General features: G+C 49.4%; 21 protein-coding genes. 8 read left to right on the top strand and 13 right to left on the bottom strand.

Annotation, left to right across the window (positions count from 1 at the left end; translation table 11 throughout):
• The 5 genes from O9X78_RS07170 to O9X78_RS07150 form a co-directional block, all read right to left on the bottom strand.
• Positions 1–1,533: an inactive transglutaminase family protein gene (locus O9X78_RS07170; RefSeq protein ID WP_269618943.1), complete on the bottom strand. Its 1,533-nt coding sequence runs from the start codon at positions 1,531–1,533 to the stop codon at positions 1–3.
• Complete coding sequence (locus tag O9X78_RS07165; protein ID WP_269618942.1) at positions 1,530–2,087, bottom strand: ATP-dependent zinc protease family protein; 558 nt, start codon at positions 2,085–2,087, stop codon at positions 1,530–1,532. The genes O9X78_RS07170 and O9X78_RS07165 overlap by 4 nt, the downstream gene beginning before the upstream one ends.
• A gap of 130 nt (positions 2,088–2,217) precedes the next feature.
• Entirely contained in the window at positions 2,218–3,606 is a 1,389-nt protein-coding gene (gene phrB, locus O9X78_RS07160) for a deoxyribodipyrimidine photo-lyase (RefSeq protein WP_269618941.1), read from the bottom strand.
• Positions 3,607–3,609: 3 nt separating this feature from the next.
• Positions 3,610–4,560, bottom strand: coding sequence for a YbgA family protein (locus O9X78_RS07155; RefSeq protein ID WP_269618940.1), 951 nt, complete (start codon positions 4,558–4,560; stop codon positions 3,610–3,612).
• Positions 4,561–4,689: 129 nt separating this feature from the next.
• Positions 4,690–5,079 (bottom strand): c-type cytochrome, encoded by a 390-nt coding sequence (locus O9X78_RS07150; RefSeq protein WP_269618939.1) that lies wholly within the window; start codon positions 5,077–5,079, stop codon positions 4,690–4,692.
• Positions 5,080–5,289: 210 nt separating this feature from the next.
• Between O9X78_RS07150 and gmk the strand changes: the two genes are divergently transcribed.
• The 4 genes from gmk (at position 5,290) to O9X78_RS07130 (ending at position 8,912) form a co-directional block, all read left to right on the top strand.
• The gene (gene gmk / locus O9X78_RS07145; protein WP_269618938.1) at positions 5,290–5,907 is read left to right on the top strand and encodes a guanylate kinase; all 618 of its coding nucleotides are present in this window, start codon (positions 5,290–5,292) and stop codon (positions 5,905–5,907) included.
• Between the two features lie 83 nt (positions 5,908–5,990).
• A complete protein-coding gene (rpoZ, locus tag O9X78_RS07140; protein WP_269618937.1) occupies positions 5,991–6,254 on the top strand; it encodes a DNA-directed RNA polymerase subunit omega in 264 nt (87 codons plus the stop codon).
• Between the two features lie 23 nt (positions 6,255–6,277).
• On the top strand, positions 6,278–8,461 hold the full coding sequence (gene spoT / locus O9X78_RS07135) for a bifunctional GTP diphosphokinase/guanosine-3',5'-bis pyrophosphate 3'-pyrophosphohydrolase (protein ID WP_269618936.1): 2,184 nt from the start codon (positions 6,278–6,280) through the stop codon (positions 8,459–8,461).
• A 67-nt stretch (positions 8,462–8,528) separates the two neighbouring features.
• Positions 8,529–8,912 carry a RidA family protein gene (locus O9X78_RS07130; protein WP_269618935.1) on the top strand — a complete coding sequence of 128 codons (384 nt, stop codon included), beginning with the start codon at positions 8,529–8,531 and terminating at the stop codon, positions 8,910–8,912.
• Between the two features lie 52 nt (positions 8,913–8,964).
• Here the strand turns inward: O9X78_RS07130 and O9X78_RS07125 are convergent, their stop codons facing one another.
• Positions 8,965–9,831, bottom strand: coding sequence for an SDR family oxidoreductase (locus O9X78_RS07125; protein WP_269618934.1), 867 nt, complete (start codon positions 9,829–9,831; stop codon positions 8,965–8,967).
• 124 nt (positions 9,832–9,955) lie between these two features.
• Here O9X78_RS07125 and O9X78_RS07120 point away from each other — a divergent pair, with 124 nt between their 5' ends.
• The 4 genes from O9X78_RS07120 (at position 9,956) to O9X78_RS07105 (ending at position 14,563) form a co-directional block, all read left to right on the top strand.
• Positions 9,956–10,945 (top strand): NAD(P)H-quinone oxidoreductase, encoded by a 990-nt coding sequence (locus O9X78_RS07120; RefSeq protein ID WP_269618933.1) that lies wholly within the window; start codon positions 9,956–9,958, stop codon positions 10,943–10,945.
• Between the two features lie 97 nt (positions 10,946–11,042).
• The gene (locus O9X78_RS07115) at positions 11,043–11,975 is read left to right on the top strand and encodes a hydrogen peroxide-inducible genes activator (RefSeq protein WP_269618932.1); all 933 of its coding nucleotides are present in this window, start codon (positions 11,043–11,045) and stop codon (positions 11,973–11,975) included.
• Positions 11,975–14,068: an ATP-dependent DNA helicase RecG gene (gene recG / locus O9X78_RS07110; RefSeq protein ID WP_269618931.1), complete on the top strand. Its 2,094-nt coding sequence runs from the start codon at positions 11,975–11,977 to the stop codon at positions 14,066–14,068. Before O9X78_RS07115 ends, recG begins: the two co-directional genes overlap by 1 nt.
• A gap of 60 nt (positions 14,069–14,128) precedes the next feature.
• A complete protein-coding gene (locus tag O9X78_RS07105) occupies positions 14,129–14,563 on the top strand; it encodes a PilZ domain-containing protein (protein ID WP_269618930.1) in 435 nt (144 codons plus the stop codon).
• On the opposite strand, the gene O9X78_RS07100 is transcribed toward O9X78_RS07105, so the two are convergent.
• The 7 genes from O9X78_RS07100 to O9X78_RS07070 are packed head-to-tail and all read right to left on the bottom strand — an operon-like array spanning position 14,560 to position 20,034.
• Positions 14,560–15,279 (bottom strand): hypothetical protein, encoded by a 720-nt coding sequence (locus tag O9X78_RS07100; RefSeq protein WP_269618929.1) that lies wholly within the window; start codon positions 15,277–15,279, stop codon positions 14,560–14,562. The genes O9X78_RS07105 and O9X78_RS07100 overlap by 4 nt on opposite strands.
• A 1-nt stretch (position 15,280) precedes the next feature.
• Complete coding sequence (locus O9X78_RS07095) at positions 15,281–16,081, bottom strand: FTR1 family protein (RefSeq protein WP_269618928.1); 801 nt, start codon at positions 16,079–16,081, stop codon at positions 15,281–15,283.
• 42 nt (positions 16,082–16,123) lie between these two features.
• Entirely contained in the window at positions 16,124–16,456 is a 333-nt protein-coding gene (locus tag O9X78_RS07090; protein ID WP_269618927.1) for a cupredoxin domain-containing protein, read from the bottom strand.
• A gap of 16 nt (positions 16,457–16,472) precedes the next feature.
• A complete protein-coding gene (locus O9X78_RS07085) occupies positions 16,473–17,837 on the bottom strand; it encodes an ATP-binding protein (RefSeq protein WP_269618926.1) in 1,365 nt (454 codons plus the stop codon).
• Positions 17,834–18,496, bottom strand: a complete 663-nt coding sequence (locus O9X78_RS07080) for a response regulator (protein ID WP_269618925.1) — start codon at positions 18,494–18,496, stop codon at positions 17,834–17,836. Before O9X78_RS07080 ends, O9X78_RS07085 begins: the two co-directional genes overlap by 4 nt.
• 27 nt (positions 18,497–18,523) lie before the next feature.
• Positions 18,524–19,210, bottom strand: coding sequence for a tetratricopeptide repeat protein (locus O9X78_RS07075; protein ID WP_269618924.1), 687 nt, complete (start codon positions 19,208–19,210; stop codon positions 18,524–18,526).
• A gap of 32 nt (positions 19,211–19,242) precedes the next feature.
• Positions 19,243–20,034, bottom strand: coding sequence for an SDR family oxidoreductase (locus O9X78_RS07070; protein WP_269618923.1), 792 nt, complete (start codon positions 20,032–20,034; stop codon positions 19,243–19,245).
• Positions 20,035–20,037 lie beyond the last annotated feature (3 nt).

Here is a 20,037-nt window from a genome sequence, read left to right as displayed (position 1 = left end):
TTATTTGCCTTTAATCATAGCTTTAAAGCGAAATAGCTCAGTTAGTCGATAGCCTCGGTAGTGGCCCAACATCAGCATCAACGACATAAACACCAACAGCATGCCTGGGAAGGTGAAAACGAAATAAGACCAAGGTTCGTAGGTCATCATAAGATGAGACAGGCTTGCCGCGACGAGGGTGCCGATGCCAACTTTGCCCGCGTGAACGCCGCCGCGCTCCTCCCAAACAATCGACATCCGCTCTATCGACATGGTCAAAATTACCATTGGGAACAGGGCGATCGAAAGTCCACGGTCCAAGCCCAATCTGTGGCCTAGCACGCTGATTAAGGCCATAACAATAACCACAAAGGTAAGCACCACTGAGAGTCGGGATAGTAATTGTAAGTGTAGGTGTTCGAGATAGGATCGCAAAGACAGACCGAGTGCGGTAATAGTGGTAAATAGTATAACGCCCCAGAAAACCTGAGTTTCTCTGAAGGCCAGACCAATTAACACGGGTGTAAATGTGCCCAATGTTTCCAAGCCAATCACGTTCCGCAGTAAAAGAATTAACATAACACCAATAGGAATCATCAGAATGATTTCAAAGGTCTGCTGTGATTGCAAAGGTAGGTCGTATAGGGACAAGGCCCAAAACTTATTCTCTTTACGCTCGGCAATCGATTGCGCGAGCATAATTGAGTTCATGGTTTTTTGATTCGCGGTCACTTCAATTTTTAAATTGCGACCACCTTCCACGCTGGCCATGGGCTCGTCGCCCGTCCACCAGACTACGCGGTCATTGGGCAGGCCTTGAGTCCCCGTTTCTGGATTGAAGTATAGCCAGCGTTTGCCGTTATAACTGCGCATCCAAAGCTCGGACACCTGTGCGACGCTGCTAACCAGACGCAGCGTATGCACGCGTTCAACAGGAATATGGGCAGACGAAAGCAATAGCTCCAATACCCGCGATTTATTATCTTGGGTGTAGTTATTACCTAGTAGCAGTCGAGCATTGTCGTTGCTGGGTTCATTTATGAGCTTAATGGCTTCGCGGATAAAGGTTTCGATATCGGCTGAATGTTCGCGAATCGGCTTTAAAAGCGCTTCAACGGCGACCTTTTCTACGCCTATTAACTCCGGGCTTTCTTGAAATAAGGGACCTGGCTCAGATTCTGAAAAACGCGAATTGCTGCGCTTGGTAAGCATTAGTCGATAAAACAGCTGTTGATTGCCATCGGCGCGGCGGGCGGACCACGTAGCTTGGCGATTATCGCCAACGACATCCGTATTCACCCCGTAGTTTTTGGAAATAAAACTTTCGTTCAGGGTGATGAATTTGCTCCATACCGGTGGCACATACATCTGAACTTTCACGGGGCTATTATCGCGCGCATTAAAGTTGAGTTTGGTGTCGATTACCCATACTGGCTCGGTGGTGTCTGACGAGACTGGAATATTCAGTACAAAAATCTGCCATGCAGTGCTCCCAGCACCAATAACTAATAGGGCTAGTGCCAAAACTCTAACATGCAGTTTTACACCTTTCATTCCTTGTGCTCCTCAGACTCATATTTTTTAGCGCAGAGCGTCTTGTTCTGCATGTATTTTTTACTTGGGTCTACCAAGGCATTAAATGCGGTTAGCGGTTCTGAGCCAACCAGCATGGGTTTTGAAAATTCTCTGCGGTCGGCCAAATTGACCTCAACTTTGTGCGATTTACCACCAATACATAGCGTTAGCTCTAGTACTGGACGGCGACTATAATCTTTTTCGTCTTCATCGTAGTCTGCGGCGCGACGCTTGATGCGGATATGTTTGCTGAGCGGCAGGCTGACGGACTTAAGCGTTTCGTCGGGCATGACTAAATCAAAGTGCACGATGTCGTCCTTTTTACCGCTGCCCTTTTCGACCTTCGCGTTAATGGCGTTGATAGAGGCGCTTTCCGCACCAGTATCGATTTTAGCCTTGTATTGCACGCCTAGCTCTTCAATATAAACATATTCGCTTAAGCCGAATATTTCATGTGAGTCTTCATTGGCGTGGGATGCGGCAGAAAATAAAATGGTATTCGTTAGTAGCAATATTAGTAAAACAAATCGCACGGTCTCTCCTTTTTATCTTGTTGTGCTCACAATCGCCGATCTAGCATAAATCAGCTGAGGTGCAGTTAGCCAGCTCGGTAACAGATGTGGCGTAATACCAGTGTGGCGCAATATATGCGTCTTAGTGGGCTTAGTCCCTTAATTCTTGAAAAAGTGCGAGGGTAATATTTCGCCTTTCGCTGTGATCAACAATAGGGCTTGGGTAGCCCAAGGTGGTGGGCGGCATGTGTAAGTGCTTGCCTTGTAGACTCTTTAGCTCTGGAACATAGCGCAAAATAAACTGGCCATCGGCGTCAAAACGTTGGCCTTGGGTGGTGGGATTAAATATGCGGAAATACGGAGCGGCATCAGTACCGGTGGAGGCGGCCCACTGCCATCCGCCGTTATTAGAGGCAAAATCCGCGTCAATTAGGTTTTCTAGAAAGTGTCGCTCACCCCAGCGCCAGTCTATTTGTAAGTCTTTTGACAAGAACGAGGCGGTGATCATCCGAAGTCGGTTGTGCATCCAGCCTGTTTCTTTCAGTTGACGCATAGCTGCATCAACAATGGGATAACCGGTTTGCCCATTACACCACGCATCAAATAATGCTTGATCATTGCTCCATCGGATTGCGTCTGTGTAGGTTTGAAAGGCCTGCCCTTTTACTACGCGGGGGAAATGATAGGCGACATGTCGGTAGAATTCGCGCCACAAAAGCTCGTTAAACCATGTGCCAGCGCCGCTTTTTGCGTCCCATATTTCTTCACCGCACTCCTGCTGTAGACATGCTAAGCACTGGCGGGGGGTAATGAGTCCCAGTGCTAAGGCCGCGGATAGCCTTGATGTGCCGGGAAGTGCTGGAAAATCACGATCATCTTTGTAGCTGCCTGCCCGTTCAGCGCAAAACTGGCGAAGTTGACGCAGTACGTCGTCTTCTTCTACTGGCCATTTTGAGGCGTCTTTCTCGTCACCAAAGGGTTGGCAGGGAGTTTTTGACGCGCTGGTTAACGCTGATTTGGCAGCAGGTCTGCGTATAACGCGTGGAAACTCCGCCGCCAAATAATCTCGGCAGCGTCGCGAAAACGGCGTGAACACTTTATAGGGCTCACCGTCGCCTTTGGCGATGGTGAGGGGACTGAGCAAGCTATCGTCGAACAAAGTTAATGGAATATCGAGCTCGCTGAGCAACGCCGAGCAGCTCTCGTCACGATTAATCTCGTCAAGCAACCACTCCCTATGGGCGAAGACTGAATCAATGCCGTGATCACGGCAATAATCCGCTAGGTGCGACGGGGTTTTACTGAAGTGCTGCGCATTGATGATGTCCAGGGCAATGCCGAGGCTGGAAAGTTGCCTTGTTAGTTCGTCCAGTGCACGACGCAAAAAGTGCCGTCGAATGGGTGCTATACCGTGCTCGTCTAACTGTTGTGGGCATAAAAAATACACCGCACGTACCGTCTCGTGATCTTTACATGCGGCGCTCAGTGCGAGGTGATCTAAAGTTCGTAAATCGTTGCGAAACCAAACTAGTGCCGTCATGGTTTACAGGCCTATTCGCAGTTTTAGGTCACGCGGATACGGCGTAAAGTAATATTGATCCAGCAAGTAATCGACTTGGTATTTCTTTAAAAACATACCGAGCATTTCCAAGGGCACGAGTAAGGGTAATAGTCCCGCAGAGTATTCTTTAATGACCTCACTAAGTTGTGCTTTGTCGCTCGCATCTAAATGATCTTTGAAAAAGCCTTGAATGTGCATCAAGGTATTGGTGTGATTTTTTATGCTGGCTGGAAGTCGTATTGCCTCCATGAATTTCGTGATGTAGCGGTCTGCCATGTCATTTACGTCACCGGCTTCTGCAACGATGGGACCGAGTTCTCGATAGATAGGCTGGCTATGGGCCAGCAGCAGAAATTTGTGGCGACGATGGAAGTCCTGCAGTTTTTTAACCGTGATGCCCTCAGCCATCATCGTCTGCCAGCGTGAATAGGCAACCACTCTCAGCACAAAATTTTCCCGCAGGTGCACATCGTTTAAGCGGCCATTTTCTTCAACTGGCAATAGTGGTTGAGCGGCCATCAATTGTTTGGCGAAAATTCCCACCCCAACTTTACCGAGACTATTCCCACCTTCCGCGTACACGGGAACCCGTTCCATACCGCAGGTTGGTGATTTGGCGCATAAGATATAACCACTTATGTAATCAAGTTTCGCTGCGGTGTCGCTAGCAAATACCGTCATTTTATCGGTGACGTCTAAAGTGCTATCGGAGCTACCGATTAAACGCGGGTTCTCAGTGTCGCCTACCAAGCGAATAGTGGGTCTCGGTACGCCCATACCAATGGCTTGTTCTGGGCAGATTTTGACGAAGTCGAAATGCCGGGCTAATTCATCAGTAGCAAAGGGCAGGCGCTTGTGACCGCCGTCATAACGTACTTGCTCACCCAGTAAGCAGGCGCTAATACCAATACGGATAGATCCTGATTCATTCATCGTGGTAGGGTGTTCCTCAGTGATGTATCTTCTTGATTAATATGGCTAGTAGTTACGAATTGATTTTGTTGGCAGATCAGCAGCCAGCCCATATTCACTATTATTTTGGTCACTACTTAGGATTTGTGATCACTCGCTCTGGCCCGACAGGAATGATATCAGCTTGGTGAAATCTTCCTCGCTACAGCCCATGCACATACCCTTCGGCGGCATACTGTTTATGCCGTTGATAGTGTTGTAGAGCAACATATCCATGCCCTTTTGCAGTCGAGGCGCCCAGTCAGCGTCATTGCCGCTGCGAGGCGCACTTGCGACCCCGGCGCTGTGGCAGCCATAGCAACTTTGAATATAGAGCGATTTTATAGCGGGGTCAGCCGGCATACGGTTTCTGCTATTCACCGCAACTGTTCCTACGCTGGTGTCGTTGGTGTTTTCAGATGGCCCTGGGCCGCATGCGGTTAAGCCAGTGAGTATGGCAAGACCAAATAGAATCTTAGTAAACAGGTTTTTGATAAACATTACTCGCGCTTCCAAGACAAAGATTTAGCACAGTTTACGTGGCATTGGATCACCATGTCAGGGGTGGCATTGGCTACTCAAGGATTTTAATTGTCCGGATCAGCTATTCGTCCCCTCTTTCGTGACGCTTCACCGATCAGGTCGTATAATCTTTGTCATTCCCGTCGCGCACTCACCGTCGCGAGCACAATAAAGGACCTTCCCGCCAACATGCAAAGCCAAGGTACGCTTTACACTATTTCTGCTCCATCTGGGGCTGGTAAAACCAGTCTGGTTGCAGAGCTTATTAAACGAACGCCACGCTTGGGCGTGTCGGTGTCGCATACAACGCGCGCGAAAAGGCCTGGTGAACAAGAAGGCGTTAATTATCACTTCATAAGTCATGATGAATTCGAGGCGATGCTTGAAGCCGCCGCGTTTCTAGAGCATGCACAGGTATTTGATAACTTCTACGGTACCTCGCAGCGCTGGGTTGAAGCAAAGTTAGCAGCCGGAGAGGATGTCATTTTAGAGATTGATTGGCAGGGCGCGCAGCAGGTTAGGCGGCTAATGCCAGACACTGTCGCGATATTTATTATGCCGCCGTCTAAAGAGGCCTTAAACGAGCGGCTTACCGGTCGAGGACAGGATGATAGCGCAGTCATTCAGCGTCGTATGGATGCTGCTGTGGCTGAGATGTCCCATTACATTGAAGGTGACTATGTGGTGATCAATGACGACTTTGACACTGCACTGGCGGACCTAGAGTCTATTTTTCGCAGCCATCGTCTAACCCTCGCCAGTCAGCAAGTGCGGCACCAGGCTTTACTTTCTGAGCTACTGTCATAAGCGCTGGCTATTTGTTAAACTATGGCTTAATTGACAGCGCGCAAATTGCGCGCTGATTTTATTTTGTACGCAGGATACACATCATGGCCCGAATTACTGTTGAAGACTGCCTTCAAGCCGTCGATAACCGCTTTGAATTAGTTATGGTTGCAAGCAAGCGCGCTCGCGCACTTGCCACAGGCGGAAAAGATGCGCTGGTTCCAGAAGAAGGTGATAAGCCCACAGTAATCGCTTTGCGCGAACTTGCCGAAGGCAAAATTACTCGTGAAGAAGTTATGGCGGCAAATTCCAATGCGGAAGAGCCAGAATTAGACCTTAGCGCTGAATTGGGCGCTACTGCACTGTAATTCTGCGTCTGATAGGGGCGCCAATGCATCAATACAGTTTTTTCAATCCCAGTACCGGCAAGAAAGAGCCCGCGGGATCGATTGACGCCCTTACAAAATCTCTAGCTGAATACCTCTCTGACGACCAAGTAAAACAGGTTCGGCGCGCATACTATTACGCTGAGCAAGCCCACGAAGGTCAAAATCGCCGCAGTGGCGAGCCCTACGTTACCCATCCTTTAGCCGTCGCCACAATTCTGTCTGAAATGCATATGGACGCCCAAAGTTTGATGGCGGCCATGTTGCACGACGTGATTGAAGACACCAGCGTGACCAAGCAGGGACTGAGCAATCAGTTCGGTGATGTGGTGGCCGAGCTAGTAGATGGTGTGTCTAAGCTGACCCGTATTGAGTTTCAATCTAAAGCTGAGCAGCAGGCAGAGAATTTTCAGAAAATGGCCTTGGCAATGGCCAAAGACATTCGCGTGATATTAGTAAAGCTCGCTGACCGTCTGCATAACATGCGCACCCTCGGCGCTATGCCGCCTGAAAAGCGCCGTCGTATTGCCCGCGAAACCCTCGAGATTTATGCACCGATTGCTCAGCGTTTGGGCATGCACAATATTCGGGTGGAGTTTGAAGATCTCGGCTTTATGTCTATGCACCCAATGCGTGCTAGGCGAATTCGCAAATCGATTACCACCCGCTTCGGCGATCGTAAAAAGACCATCTCCACTATTCGCGAAAGCATTGAGAATTGCCTCACCGAAGAAGGCCACACTGCCAATGTGATTGGCCGCGAAAAGCATTTGTTTAGCGTTTACACCAAAATGCGCAACAAGCGGAAATCGCTTAAAGAGATAATGGATCTCTATGCGTTTCGTATTGTGGTTGATTCTGTGGACACCTGTTATCGGGTATTAGGCTGTGTACACAGTTTATACAAGCCGGTGCCGGGGCAGTTTAAAGATTATATTGCTATCCCCAAGGCGAATGGTTACCAGTCGTTGCACACGGTTTTGTTTGGCTTGGAAGGCGTGCCGATTGAAATTCAAATCCGCACCCATGAAATGGAAGAAATGGCCAATAACGGTATTGCCGCGCATTGGCTGTATAAGTCGAACGAGTTAGAACCTAAGCGTAATTCTAGTCACGCCCGCGCCCGTCAATGGGTACAGGGTTTATTAGAAATGCAGGAACGTGCTGGCGATTCGCTGGAGTTTATCGAAAACGTCAAAATCGATTTATTCCCCGATGAGGTATACGTCTTCACGCCTCGCGGCGACATTATGGAATTACCCGCTGGTGCAACAGCGGTCGACTTTGCCTACGCGGTGCACAGTGATGTGGGTAATAGTTGTGTAGCTTGCCGAATTAATCGCCGTCTGGCGCCACTGTCGGAAACCCTGCAGAGCGGTCAGACCGTAGAAGTTATTACCACGCCGGGCGCGCAGCCGAATCCTGCGTGGCTGCATTTTGTGGTGACGGCGAAGGCCAGAACCGGCATTCGGCATTATTTGAAGCACCAGCGTAAAACCGAGGCGGTTACCCTTGGTCGTCGTATGCTTGAGCGCGCGTTGGGCAGCATGGATGAGAATCTCGCCGATATTGATGAAAAATATCTGCTGCAGTTAGTGGAATCTACCCACGCAAAATCCATCGACAATATTTATGAGCAGATCGGTATGGGTAATCGCGTGGCGTATTTAACCGCCCGTCAGCTGGTTAATTTACGTGATGAAATTCGTGACGGTGACGATAAGCTCCGTGCGCCGCTTACTCGCCAATCGATGGTTATTCACGGCACCGAAGGATTTTTGGTTAATTTCGCCCGCTGTTGCTACCCGATACCTGGCGACCATATTGTCGGGATCGTCAGCTCAGAAAAAGGGGTGGTGGTGCACTGCGAAAATTGCCATAACAGTATTGAGCTGAGTAGTGAGCCAGAGCGCGTGGTGCCATTGAGCTGGGCTGAGAATATAGATCGGGACTTCTCGGTGGAAATGAAAATTGAGATTTCCAAACAGCGCGGCATCATTGCGGTCTTAGCGACCCGAGTAAACGGCGCAGACGGTAGTATCGAGAAAATTAGTGTTGAAGAAGAAAACCCTAAAATTAGTACAATTCATCTCGTGGTTGGGGTGCGCTCCCGCGTACATTTAGCCAATGTGATGCGCAGAATTCGTAATGTTCCCGCCGTCATTAAAGTCACCCGCGAACGGCATTAGTTTGGTGCTTGATAGCGCCAGTCGATAATACAATGTCGTTTTACACCCTATAAATAAGGACACCTTCGTGAGTAACAAAGAAATCATCGCGACTAGCAATGCCCCGCAGGCCATCGGTACCTATTCTCAAGCAGTAAAAGTGGGAAGTACCGTTTACATGTCTGGCCAAATCCCGCTGATTCCAGAAACCATGGAAATGATCGAAGGCGGCATTACTGAGCAAGCGACTCAGGTGTTTAAAAACCTGGCTGCGGTTGCTGAGGCGGCGGGTGGCACTTTGAATGATGCTGCTAAGGTGAATATTTCTTTGACGGATCTGGGTGTATTTGCCCAAGTGAATGAGGTTATGGCGCAGTTTTTTGCTCAGCCGTATCCCGCTCGTGCCTGTGTGCAAGTCGCAGCCCTGCCGCGTGGCGCGATGATTGAGGTAGAAGTTATCCTAACTTTGTAAAAAATAGTTTCAGATAAAAAATATCTGTAGGGCCGATGCCTTCGGCCCCTATTTATCTATCCTCAGATTTGTACCAATCTTCAATTACCGGCACAAAGCCCTCTCTAAATGTGGGGTACTTTAGCTGATAGCCACTTTCCCGTAGTCGTTTGTTCGAGCAGCGTTTACTGCCAGTGCGAGTAACTCCCTCGCCTTTGCTGGCGTATACAACGCCGAGTTTGTCAGCTAGCCATGCTTGTACGTCTTGGATGCAAGCTGGTTCATCATCGACACCGAGATAACAGTTTTCAATAGTGTCGCCAGTCTCGGCCTTGTCGATTAAGTGACTGAGAAAGCCAACGCAATCATCCCGGTGAATTCGGTTGGTGTAATGTATTGGCTCGATCGGCGCGCAATCCCCATCGAGGACTTTACTAATCATGTGTAAGCGTCCGCTGCCGTAAATACCGCCAAAGCGAATATTCGAATGCGCCCACCCAGTTGCACTAACAGCGTGTTCTGCGCGGAGTAGGCTTTGACCTGAAAAACGGTCGGGCTCTGTGGCGCTTTGCTCATCTATCCATTCATTATTTGCTTGGGCATACACGCCGGTGCTAGAGACAAACAAGACGAGGCGCGGCGCTTCGCTCATGGCGGCTAAAACATTCTTTAGCCCGCCCTCAAATACCGCTCGATAGCCTTCTGCACCGCCGCGAGCGGGAGTAAGGGTAATGACCAGATAGTCGGCACGCAGTGGCCCTAGTTTTTCTAGACTATGTCGATCGCACACGTCCGCAGCTAAAGCGGTGATGCCGCTAAGTAGCTTTTCGGTATTGCGACGCATACCTAGCACTTGCCAGCCCTGCGCCAAATAGATTTCTGCTAAGCCATTGCCTAGATCACCGCAGCCAACAATCAAAAGTGATTTTTGCTCAGTCATACCTTGGTGTTCTCCTGCTGTGAATGCCTCACCGAGTCGGTCATAATTGGGATCAAGTGCATAGCTTGCTGCCGTCGGTTAATTCCGCGCAGATCTTACCATCTTAACAATCAAGAGGACGACCATGACTACCCCCGCGACCCGCCGAATTGTTATTGTAAATAAAGATGATCACAGTCTTAGCATTGGCACTGAACCAATGCCCGCACCAGCCGCTAACGAAGTGCTTATCAAAGTTGTGGCTGCGGGTATTAACCGACCTGACTTGATGCAGCGCTATGGATTGTATCCACCGCCGGTGGGCGCCAGTCCCGTTATGGGACTTGAGGTCTCGGGTGAAGTTATTGGCGTGGGCAGTGAGGTTAGTCGCTGGAAAGTTGGCGATATGATTTGTGCGCTGTGTAACGGTGGTGGCTATGCCGACCACACGGTGGCTCCGGCTAGCCAATGTCTTCCTATTCCCTCAGGTATTTCGATTAGAGATGCTGCCGCGCTGCCAGAGACTTTGTTTACGGTTTGGCACAATGTGTTTCAGCGCTGCAATCTGCAAGCGGGAGAGAACTTTCTGGTTCACGGTGGCAGCAGTGGTATCGGCACAACGGCGATTACCTTGGCCAAGGCCATCGGCGCGAATGTATACACCACGGCGGGCAGTGCAGAAAAGTGCGCGGCTTGTGAAGCTTTGGGCGCGATAAAGGCGGTCAATTACAAAACCGATGATTTTGTGAGTGCGCTAGCGGACATTCCCACCGGTAAGGGCATGGACGTTATTCTGGATATGGTTGGCGGAGATTACGTGCAGAAGGATCTCAAGCTTGCCGCCGAAGATGGCCGTATCGTATTTATTGCTTTTCAGGCGGGCTTTAATACAGAGGTCAATTTTGTGCCGGTGTTAATGAAGCGGCTCACCATTACAGCCTCGACCTTACGTGCCCAAAGCGGCGAGCAAAAAGCGCGTATTGCCAAGGACATCGAGGAGAAGGTTTTTCCGCTTATTGCCGCCGGCAAATTCACGCCAGTGATTGATAAGGTGTTCTCCTTTGAGGATATCGCTGCCGCCCACACGCGTATGGAAAGTGGCGACCACATTGGCAAAATCATACTCACTTTGTAATCGTCGTGGCGGTGGTGGACTAGGTTTACATTGCCTTTCTAGATCGAGAATGTACTATTGTGCGTCATAGTGATTCGCTATCAAGCTGGAATAATTTATGACGCTAACTGAATTACGCTACATTCTCGCTCTAAAAGAGACGGGGCATTTTGGTCGGGCGGCAGAAAAATGTTTTGTTAGTCAGCCGACATTGAGTGTTGCGATAAAAAAGCTAGAAGACGAGTTAGCGATTTCCCTATTTGAGCGCAGTCGAGGCCAAATCCAAACTACCCCCGTTGGCGAGCAAGTTATTCAACAGGCAAAGATTGTTTTAGAGCAAGCGGACCATATCCGCGAGCTGGCTAATCAGGGGCGCGATCCCCTGGGCACGCCCTTAGCGATTGGTGCAATCCACACGGTTGGCCCTTACTTATATCCGCGCTGTATTCCCTTAATTCGCGAATACGCGCCTGAAATGCCCCTGTATATTGAAGAAAATTTTACCGGCACTCTGCGTGAAAGACTGCGCGCGTCTAAACTGGATGCGATCATTGTCGCCTTGCCATTCAACGAACCCGATGTCGTTACTCAGCCGCTCTATGACGAACCCTTCGTGGTCCTGCTACCCAGCGATCATCCGCTATCGAAAAAAACCGAGTTACAACATAGTGACTTGATGAATGAAAATGTACTGTTGCTGGGCGCGGGCCACTGCTTTCGAGATCAAGTGATGGCGGCTTGCCCTGGTTTGCGACAAACCTTTGCCAATGGCGATCGATTGCTTCAATCGGTGGTTGAGGGAAGCTCCCTAGAGACACTTAAACATATGGTGGTATCAAAACTCGGTATTACGATCTTGCCGCTGTCCGCCGCTCAGGTTGCGCCCTACGGAGATGGCGTATTGTGTACTCGTCCCTTTGCCAGTCCGCCAACCCGCACGGTTGCTTTGGCATGGCGCACGAGCTTTCCGCGGCATCAAGCGGTGGACGTTATTAGTAAAGCTATTAAGGCAGCTGCGCCTGCATTCTCAGACAGATCAAGCGCTAACTAATGGCTCAAGCCGCCATACACCAGATTAGCGTAAACACCTTAAAAGGTGTTGGTCCGCGCTTGCAGGAAAAGCTCGCGGCGCTGGGTATTTCAAGTATCCAGGATTTACTATTTCACTTGCCTTTACGTTATCAAGATCGAACCCGTATAACGCCGCTCGGCGCGCTGCAATTAAATACCGATGTGGTGTTTGAAGGTACGATTCTATTGTCCGATATTGTATTTGGTCGGCGCCGCAGCTTGGTGTGCCGACTACAAGATAATACCGGTACCACTACCCTACGTTTTTTTCATTTTAATGCCGCACAGAAAGCGCAGCTTACCCCTGGGACCACATTGCGCTGTTATGGAGAGGCGCGTCGCGGCAGCGGTGGATTAGAATTTTATCATCCCGAATATCGAGTTATTAGCGACGACTCGCCACTCGCAGTCGAAGAGCGACTTACACCAATCTATCCAAGCACAGAAGGTTTTGCTCAAACTAGTTGGCGCAAGTTGTGTGACCAAGCTCTGCAGTACCTTGAAAGCCATCCGATTACCGAATGGCTGCCGCTCGATTCCCTGCCGCAAGCAATAAGCCGCAGTCGTTGGACACTTGCCGATGCCTTGAGGTATTTGCATCATCCGCCAGCGGACGCGTCGCTAAGCCAATTACAGGACGGTCGTCATCCCAGTCAGCAGCGTTTAGCCTTTGAGGAATTACTCGCCCACAATCTCGCTTTGCAAGAGTTGCGACGGGAGACCCAGCGTTCTGGTGCGCCGCCGCTAAATGGCCCCACCAAATTGCAAAAGGTTTTTCTTAGCGAGTTGGGCTTTACTTTAACAGGGGCTCAAAAGCGGGTGGCAGCCGAGATCGCCAAAGACTTACATAGCCGCATTCCCATGTTGCGCTTGGTTCAGGGGGATGTTGGTAGTGGCAAAACCGCCGTCGCTGCCTTGGCCGCACTGCGTGCGGTGAGTAGCGGCTACCAAGTGGCGATAATGGCGCCGACTGAAATTCTCGCCGAGCAGCACTACCAAAATTTTAGACAGTGGTTTGAACCCTTGGGTTTACATGTCGCGTGGCTAACGGGCAAGCTCAAAGGCAAGGCGCGCCAGCTTCAAAGTGACGCGATTGCGAATCACGATGCACACGTTGCAGTGGGTACCCACGCCCTATTTCAAAATGACGTGGAGTTCGCCAAGCTCGGCTTGGTGATTATTGATGAACAACATCGCTTTGGCGTTCATCAACGTCTGGCACTTAAACAAAAAGCCGCTGTGAATGTGGGCCAACCACATCAATTGATTATGACCGCCACACCGATTCCGCGGACGCTAGCGATGACGGCGTATGCCGATTTAGACACCTCGGTGATTGACGAATTGCCGCCTGGCCGAACGCCGGTGAATACGGTGGTGTTAGCTAATGACCGCCGGGATGATGTCATGGAGCGCTTGCGGGCGGTGTGTGCGAGTGGCCAGCAGGCCTATTGGGTATGCACGCTGATTGAGGAGTCAGACAAATTACAGGCGCAGGCCGCCGAAGCAAGTTGGGAGCTGTTAAAGGAAACCCTGCCAGAACTGAATGTTGGTTTAGTGCACGGTCGTATGAAACCAAAGGAAAAAGCCGAGGTAATGGCAGATTTCAAAGCGGCTAAACTCAATTTATTGGTGGCGACGACGGTGATAGAGGTTGGCGTTGATGTGCCCAATGCCTCGCTAATGATTATTGAAAACGCGGAGCGTCTTGGGCTTGCTCAGCTACATCAGTTACGTGGTCGGGTTGGGCGCGGCAGTCGTCAAAGTTTTTGCGTTTTGCTGTATCAGTCGCCGCTGTCTCGCAATGGCAAACAGAGATTGAGCGCCCTTCGGGATAGTACAGATGGCTTTGTAATTGCCGAGCAAGACTTACAACTACGTGGCCCCGGTGAAGTGTTAGGTACCCGGCAAACGGGGTTGATGAGTTTTAAAATAGCGGACTTACAGAGAGATACCCATTTACTTGATGACGTGAAAATACAAGCTCAGCATATTATGCAGGCCCATCCATCCCACGTGAAGCCGCTCATACAGCGCTGGTTGTCAAATCGCACGGTTTACGCCTCGGTTTAAGAAAATCTCATATTTGCCGATACTTACATTAACTCGGTAAGTGTCGACAAGACATCCGCAATGCTCTACAAAGAAGATGAAATAACGATGCTAGGCAGTAGTGAATTCGTAATGAGTAACGAGAAAGACAGTCAGCGGAGAAGATTTTTTCGTCTGCCCTACCCAATCACGGCGCAGCCGCCGTTAATTGCGGATGATGGTAGCTCTTACAAGGTATTAGAAATATCCGAAAAGAGTGTGGTGCTAGAATTGCCCCAAGGGGCTACCTTTGCTGTCGGCGAGCAGATGTGTGGAAAGATCAGGTTTCAGGATAAAACCACAGAATATATTGAAGGCGAGATATACCGGCTTGATTCACGCGGCGCGGTGGTTACTCTACACAACAACATCAGTTTTCATCATGTGATGCGAGAGCAGTCGTATATCAACAGTCGTTTTCCGCTATTTTTCAGGCAAAAAATGGCCGGCAAACCCAACCCAGAGAATGACGCTTAGTAGAATTCGTATTCCAGCATTAAGCGAAAAGTATAATCTGCACTGTCAGAGTCCACGCCAAATATCGTACCTGTTTCCCAGCGCAAACTATTTGCACCCTCTAGCCGCATAGAGCCTACTAGTACGGGCCCAATGCCGCGGTAATCTTCGGACGCGTAAAACTCTACCGCAGGTTCCAGCATTGACCTATATCGATAGCGGGCCTGTATAGAAAGGGCTGTTTCAAACTCGTCGCCGGTCTTTTCGCTAGATTCGTAAATGAGACTCGCATTCGCGGTGGTGACGTAATTACCCCATTCCTTTAGCGCTACCAACTTAGCCACTAATTCCTCAACGTTGTAATCACGGCTGTGTTCAAACTCAAATATAGCGCCCCAGTCGACGTCGTATTCACCTTGCTCCGTTAGCTGCCAACGTAACTCTAATTCATAGGCACTCAGTCGATCTGCATCGTCGGTACCCTGAGCATTGATATAGGCCTCTACCGCAAAACTATCGTTCAGTGCTGTGCCAAATCCTAAGCGATGAATAATAAAACCATCGGGCGCTTGTAGGCCCCCCTCTGCTTTACTCAGTCGGTATTCCAATTCTTTTTCTAATTCGTTTACATAGGGATCATAAATTTTATCTACCGATAAACCATCTGCGTATGCATGACTTGTGATTCCAGCGGGAATCAGTATGCAAGTCGCGTAAATAAAATATCGAAGCTGCATGTTAACTAATTTCCTCTGCTACCTTTTGCTTACGCCAAGAGTTATAACGAAGTAGCATGACGGTGGCCATGCAGGCGGCGCTCAGTGAATACATGATAAGTTGTGCCGGTGCGGGTGTGGCTTCGTAGCCTGCCAGCGCGTACAGCAATTGCCCAGTCAAGCCATCTTCCGGCAATAGGCTATTGCTGTCCCATAACTGACCGTCGGGAAGTAAATCTGCTTGGATCAACATTTTCCCTGCCTGCAACATCATGCCGCTGGCAACCATAGTTAACAGCGCGCAACTCACTAACAATGCGCGGGACGGGCTAAAACTCAAGAGCCAATAATAAAACAAGGCGCAACAACTAAATCCAATACCCAGGCCGATTGCAGAGCCGCTGTATAAGCTTACGCCAGTTTCCGGCAAACTTTGAAAAGCAGATAAATAAATATAAATCTCGGAACCTTCCCGTGTCATCGCGCAGCTAATAATGATGATTAGCGTCGCACGAAGAACATTCGTCAAGGGATGGCGCTTATAAAAATGGTTTATAAATTGAACACAGATATACAAAAGACAGATATAAATAAATATTTGTAAGCCTGCGTCAATGACTTCTTGGCCAACACCATCAAACCAATTTGAAATATAACCGAGCTGACTACCTAGGCCGATGGAGCCCGCGATACCGCCTAAGAGTCCCCACTTAAACCAGCTGCGCTCAATGCCTAACTGAAAGCACAGTGACAGTAAAATACTAACTAGCAGCGCGGCTTCAAGCACCTCGCGAATCACAATGATAACGCTGGTCAGTAACATTTAGCGTCACCTTTAATCAGTTTGCTAATATTAGCGCTTATATCATTCAACAATGATTTTCCCCTGCGCGCTCTTAGGATTAAATTCACCAAAAAAGGGATATTCTCCTGGTGGCAATGGACCGATAAAAATCACCGATCGCTGACCACCGAGTATGACTTTTTCGCGGTTTAGTTCGTAGCTTTCAAACTCTTCTGGGGTGGCATCTTCATTGTGTACCCACAGTTTGATCTTGGTGTTTGCAGGAATGACTATAATCGATGGCTCAAATAAATGTTGCCGAATAGTCAGCTCAAATTCAGGCTTTCCGGCAAAGGCATATACACTGCTCAATAGGCTCAATGCTAAAACAGAAAGTCGGTATTTAATTACCATTAGTGTTCGCAACCCTTCACTTTCGTTCTCCGTATCCTGTTAGCGTTATACTGCGCTTCAACTCTATTGTAGATGTTGCTAGTGGAAATTCCACGCTGACAACTAGGCCGGTATTGTCTTCACCGTTGGCCATGGAAATACGCGCGTTATGTAGCTCCGCGATATGCTCGACAATAGATAGACCAAGGCCGCACCCACTAACACCAGAACTATGTCTGTCGCCACCGACGCGATAAAAACGCTCAAACACTCTGGCTTGCGCCTCTGCAGAAATGCCCGGGCCATTGTCGATGACCATCAAGCGAACGGCATTTTTCAACGTGTCTATTTTGACCTGAATCGCTCCCCCTTGCTGGGTATATTTGTAGGCATTATTCAATAGATTCTGGATGAGTATACCTAAAGCAAAGCGATCGCCGTTGACCTCGCCATCATCGCCAAATAACTCAATGCTTTGATCTTTGCTGACAAAGTCAGTATATCGGTCGGCGATGATTTCCCGTGTGAGCGCTGCCAGTGAAATGGGCTCGAATTTCGCCGGATAATGATCCGGTGTGGTGCGATGCAGTAACAGCATCTGCTCAACTAAATGGGCTAAGCGATCCACGTCCCGATCGAGATTGAGCAAGGATTCGTCGTCTTTACCGTACTCGTCCCGCAAATTATGCAAATGCATTTTAATCGCACTAATCGGGGTGCGAAGTTCGTGGGCGGCATCTGCAGAAAAACGTCGTTCACGGTCAAAGGAGGCTGTTAGTCGTCGTAATAAAGAATTCACCGAATCAATGACTGGCATTAGCTCGTCCGGTGCGTGGCCAACATCTACAGCACTTAAATCGTCCGCTGCTTTGCGTCGTAAAATGCCCGCCAATATGGCAAGGCTTTTCAAACCGTGCCCGATAATTAACCAAATCAATAAGCCAGCGACGGGCAATACTAATACGACGGGTACAATCGACTGGAGAATCACGCTCTCCGCTAGTTGATAGCGAAGATCTACCCGTTCGGCAATCATAATGCGATGGCCGTTGACGAAGTTAAAATAGCTCAGCGTGCGCCAGCGATAGCCATTAAAGTTATTTTCACTGAAGCCTTCGTTTGCGGCGATGTATTGGTCTGGCGCATGAACAGAATGCCAGACAAGCTTGCCGTCTTGGTTGAATAACTGGAATACCATATTCTCGTCATCGGGTGCTGGCGCATTATTTGTTGTGCGCAGGGGAACCGATGACAATTGCACGGCCATTGCCGTTAACTTTTGATCAAAGAGATTTTCGGCTTCCACCATGCTGGAGCGATAGCCGTGCAGTGCGGCAATAAAATTCACCAGCATTAATGCAGATAGAACACTGACCAATAAAAATCGGCGCAGTGAACTCACTCAGTACTCCCGAGAATAAAGCCGACGCCCCGAATATTTTTAATTAAGGTATGACCTAATTTCTTGCGCAAATTATGCACATGTACGTCTACGGTATTGCTGGTGACTTCATCGCCCCAGCTGTACAGTTTTTCCTCTAACTGTTCGCGGGAGAAAACCTGCCCTGGTCGATCAGCTAAGGCGCGTAAGATGGCGAACTCTCGTCGCGATAATTTTTGAACTTCGCCATCCAATTGCACTTCGTGACTGGCGATATTGATGAGCACATTGCCGATTTTAAGTTCGGGCTCACGGGCTGGAGTATTGCGGCGGGATAAAACACGAATACGTGCTAGAAGCTCTTCAAAGGCAAAGGGCTTGGTCAGGTAATCATCGGCACCGGCGTCTAAGCCGGAGACTTTGTCGGTGAGCGCGTCGCGAGCGGTTAAAATCAACACTGGTACACCGGTTTGCAGTTGACGCAGTTCGCGCAACAGTACTAAACCATCAATGTCGGGTAAGCCGAGATCTAAAATTAATATGTCTAATTGACCTGCCTCAAAATAGCGTCGCCCTTCTTTGCCTGTTGCCGCATGGTCAACCGCATAGCCGGCGCGACGCAGGGCCTTCACTGTGCCGTCGGCGAGTGATATATCATCCTCAATTAGCAAAACTCGCATGAAGTCGGGATACCCTCCTTTGTCAGATCATTTTTGTTTTTGTTGCTCGGTAATTAATTCAAGTACCTCGCGCTGGCGTTCTTGGTCTGCGTAGGCGCGGCCCAGACGTCTAGGCGCAGTATACGCGCGTTCAAGATATTGGCGTGCCTTTTCGCCTTGTCGTTGGTCAAGTAGAAACCGCGCATAAAAATAGTTGCTGTCTATATCGTCCGGCGCCATAGCCAACCCTTCAAGAAGGTAAGCTTCTGCCTTTTTATCATTACCAAAGCCAATTGGCCAAGGCGGAACTTGAAAATATAATGAGCCTAAACTGGTACGCGCCGCTGCTTGTAGTGAGCCGCCGCCTAAATTGATGGCGGTTTCTAAATCGATTTTGGCTTCTTTGACTAGGCTGAGTGCACCTAATCCACCTTTGACACCCGCGTAACTGGCCTTAATGATGCCTCGCCAAACATAGAGGTCAGCGTTCTTTGGTGTGTTTTGTATGAGAGTATTTGCTTTTTCTAATAGTGTTTCAAAGCTCCTTTCTTGTCGCTTCTCGTCAGCCTCGTACTGTGCTAGCGCCCATGTTGTCTGCAATTCGGCGACGGCGGCGCTTGGCGTATCGGTCATCGTCGCGTCTTCGTTCTGCGTCCCTTGGGCATGCGCAAAGACGGGTAAAACAGTTAACAACAGTAGTAAGCAAAAACGGTGTGCGGCGGCTATGTTTTTCATTGATGATCTACCTTGGTAGAGAAGCGGGTTTCCTAGGACGATTTTGCGTAGCGCAGGATGGTACCCAATTGTTTTTTTAGTGCACTAGATACTATAGAAGGAAATAAGGCATTGAGACGGACAAAAAAGCGTTCTGGCCAACCTAGATAGCGATTACTACTTTTTCTTTGCTGCAGCAGTGCTATTGCTGCACTTGCAACGACTTCAGGGTCATCTGCGGCGTTGCCCAGATCAGTATTCATGGCAACGACTTTGTCGGAGTTCATCGAGGTCTTCACCGCTCGTGGTGCAAGGTAGTGAATGGCAATTTGTTCGTTCGCGTATTCGCGCTGCATGGCCTCGGTAAATCCGCGGAGACCGAATTTACTGGCGCTATAGACTGCGAATCCGGCGAAGCCAATGCTGCCAAAGCCTGAGCCAATATTGATCACTGTCGCGTTCTGGCTTTTTAACAGTAAAGGCATGAGTTCTCTGCACAGGCGCATTGGTGCCAACATATTCAGCTGGAGCAGCTGTTCCATGGTGGCGTCGTCAGTGTCAGAGAGTAGGCCAAAGTTAGACACACCCGCATTGTTAACCAATACGTCGATTGCCGGGCCGTCGGCGATGTCGGCGCAAAGTTCGATAATATCAGCGGCAGAAGACAAATCTGCGACAAGATAGCGGTGGCTGCGTGGCCGAGGGAGACCGTCTCGCAGTGCGGCTAGCGCTTCTGCATTGCGGCCTATCAAAACGAGGTTGTGACCAGCGCTGGAAAATGCGACAGCCAAGGCCTTGCCGATGCCGCCGCAGGCGCCAGTAAGCACAATGGTTAATGCTGACATGAC

Origin of the sequence: Zhongshania aquatica, assembly GCF_027257955.1 — a bacterium.
In the GTDB taxonomy this organism is placed as follows: Bacteria; Pseudomonadota; Gammaproteobacteria; order Pseudomonadales; family Spongiibacteraceae; genus Spongiibacter; species Spongiibacter aquatica.
Note: the sequence above shows the minus strand (reverse complement) of the source record. Positions and strands in the feature narration are given on the sequence as shown.

Bases quoted from the DNA above. Each gene is read 5' to 3' on its own strand.
- O9X78_RS07170 (WP_269618943.1), bottom strand. From the start codon at position 1,533: ATGAAAGGTGTAAAACTGCATGTTAGAGTTTTGGCACTAGCCCTATTA.
- phrB (WP_269618941.1), bottom strand. From the start codon at position 3,606: ATGACGGCACTAGTTTGGTTTCGCAACGATTTACGAACTTTAGATCAC.
- O9X78_RS07155 (WP_269618940.1), bottom strand. From the start codon at position 4,560: ATGAATGAATCAGGATCTATCCGTATTGGTATTAGCGCCTGCTTACTG.
- O9X78_RS07150 (WP_269618939.1), bottom strand. From the start codon at position 5,079: ATGTTTATCAAAAACCTGTTTACTAAGATTCTATTTGGTCTTGCCATA.
- gmk (WP_269618938.1), top strand. From the start codon at position 5,290: ATGCAAAGCCAAGGTACGCTTTACACTATTTCTGCTCCATCTGGGGCT.
- rpoZ (WP_269618937.1), top strand. From the start codon at position 5,991: ATGGCCCGAATTACTGTTGAAGACTGCCTTCAAGCCGTCGATAACCGC.
- spoT (WP_269618936.1), top strand. From the start codon at position 6,278: ATGCATCAATACAGTTTTTTCAATCCCAGTACCGGCAAGAAAGAGCCC.
- O9X78_RS07125 (WP_269618934.1), bottom strand. From the start codon at position 9,831: ATGACTGAGCAAAAATCACTTTTGATTGTTGGCTGCGGTGATCTAGGC.
- O9X78_RS07120 (WP_269618933.1), top strand. From the start codon at position 9,956: ATGACTACCCCCGCGACCCGCCGAATTGTTATTGTAAATAAAGATGAT.
- O9X78_RS07115 (WP_269618932.1), top strand. From the start codon at position 11,043: ATGACGCTAACTGAATTACGCTACATTCTCGCTCTAAAAGAGACGGGG.
- recG (WP_269618931.1), top strand. From the start codon at position 11,975: ATGGCTCAAGCCGCCATACACCAGATTAGCGTAAACACCTTAAAAGGT.
- O9X78_RS07105 (WP_269618930.1), top strand. From the start codon at position 14,129: ATGCTCTACAAAGAAGATGAAATAACGATGCTAGGCAGTAGTGAATTC.
- O9X78_RS07100 (WP_269618929.1), bottom strand. From the start codon at position 15,279: ATGCAGCTTCGATATTTTATTTACGCGACTTGCATACTGATTCCCGCT.
- O9X78_RS07095 (WP_269618928.1), bottom strand. From the start codon at position 16,081: ATGTTACTGACCAGCGTTATCATTGTGATTCGCGAGGTGCTTGAAGCC.
- O9X78_RS07090 (WP_269618927.1), bottom strand. From the start codon at position 16,456: ATGGTAATTAAATACCGACTTTCTGTTTTAGCATTGAGCCTATTGAGC.
- O9X78_RS07080 (WP_269618925.1), bottom strand. From the start codon at position 18,496: ATGCGAGTTTTGCTAATTGAGGATGATATATCACTCGCCGACGGCACA.
- O9X78_RS07075 (WP_269618924.1), bottom strand. From the start codon at position 19,210: ATGAAAAACATAGCCGCCGCACACCGTTTTTGCTTACTACTGTTGTTA.
- O9X78_RS07070 (WP_269618923.1), bottom strand. From the start codon at position 20,034: ATGTCAGCATTAACCATTGTGCTTACTGGCGCCTGCGGCGGCATCGGC.